The organism is Guptibacillus spartinae, assembly GCF_028610625.1.
Lineage (GTDB): Bacteria > Bacillota > Bacilli > Bacillales > Guptibacillaceae > Guptibacillus > Guptibacillus spartinae.
In genome coordinates this window covers 1-1,483 of sequence record NZ_JAQQWU010000040.1, presented here as the reverse complement: position 1 = coordinate 1,483, position 1,483 = coordinate 1, and the positions used below count along the sequence as shown (strand labels likewise).

The following is a 1,483-nucleotide window of genomic DNA, read 5'->3' as shown; positions in this document are numbered from 1 at the left end:
TGAACTGTAACCTATAATTTGGACAGTTTATAAAAAGGACCTATGCTGCTAGTAAGTGACCTCGGTATTGAACCGGGGTCATTTTATTTAATCCCCATTGATATCTTCTATGGTTGTAACGCTTTATATAGTCATTTACTTCTTTTTTTAGTTGATGGAAACTACTACATGATTTATGATCGACTCGATCTTTAAAATGACCAAAGAATGATTCTATAGGTGCGTTATCCCAACAGTTCCCCTTTCTGGACATAGACTCTCGGAGTCCTATGTCTTTTACTTTTTCCTGGAATAACGGGTGCGTATAGTGAAAACCCTGGTCTGAATGAAGTAAGGCATCCGGATGAAGAATTCTGTCAGCGGTCTTGAGTTTTTCTAAGGTTTGATAAACAATATCCATTCCGAGGGAAGTCGATACATGATGAGCTACAATCTCATTCGTCGTACTATCTTTTACACATGAAAGGTAAGCTTTTTGTCCCTTACCATAATAAATATATGTAATGTCTGTTAAGAACGCGAGACCAGGCTTTTCCTGCTTGAATTCACGATTGAGAAGATTCGGACATGTCCGGTGCTCCTGAGTAGCTTTCAACATTCGCTTATAAGGTTTGACCTGTCGAATTTTTGTCACAAGCTGATATTTCTTCATTAATCTTCGGATTTTTTTATGGTTCATGATGATATCATAATCATTTTCTAGGAACATTTTGATCTGAAGGGCGCCAGCTTTTTCATTTTCTTGTTGAAAAATAAACCGAATTAAGGTGACATCCTTTTGATCGCTCTTCTCTCTAAACGATCGACGGGAACTAGTTTTAAGCCATGCATAATAGCCACTTCGACTAACACCGGCGAACTCACACAAATAGGATATGAGGTTCTTTAAAGTGAACTTACGAATAATACGATCGATGAGTGTATAAATCTCTTGTGGAGTTACTTTTTCTTCTTCAACGCCTGCCTTTCGAGTTCGTCTAACTTTTTTAGGAATTCATTCTCAGCCTCTAAGTATTTAATTCGTGCTTCTGCTTTCTTTAACTTGTCTTCTGGTGAAAGATCTTTGGTAGATGTACGACGATTCCCTATACCTCTTCGTTCCCCTTCCAATCCTTCTTCTCCATGTTTTTCATAGGTTTCACGCCATCTTTGTAAAGCACGTTTAGGTTGTTTTTTGCCAATAACGTTTAGATCAAATCCATGTTCCTCAAATATTTGACTAGGAAATTTCCCTATCTGATATTCCTTAATAGCGATCCTCTTAAATGAGGGATGATAAGTGATTGTACGTTCCGATACACGTAACACATTCGGGTTTTTCTCAAGCTGCTTCATTTCGGGTTCAGTGAAAATACGCTTAGCCATTTACTCACTCCGTTCCTCTGCTTTGTTTCATTATAAACGGGTTTTATTTCTAGAAACAGAAATAACCCGAATAACGGGGCACTTTTTTATAAGTGTCCATTATTCGGGTTACAGTTCA

1 protein-coding gene is annotated in these 1,483 nt (G+C 37.8%); it reads right to left on the bottom strand.

The window, feature by feature from the left end; all coding sequences use genetic code 11:
* Positions 1 to 40: 40 nt before the first annotated feature.
* A protein-coding gene (locus tag PQ511_RS23540; protein WP_273854342.1) for an IS3 family transposase occupies positions 41 to 1,365 on the bottom strand; the annotation gives its coding sequence in 2 pieces (ribosomal slippage) (positions 41 to 981 and positions 981 to 1,365; 1,326 coding nt in all).
* Between the last annotated feature and the right edge of the window lie 118 nt (positions 1,366 to 1,483).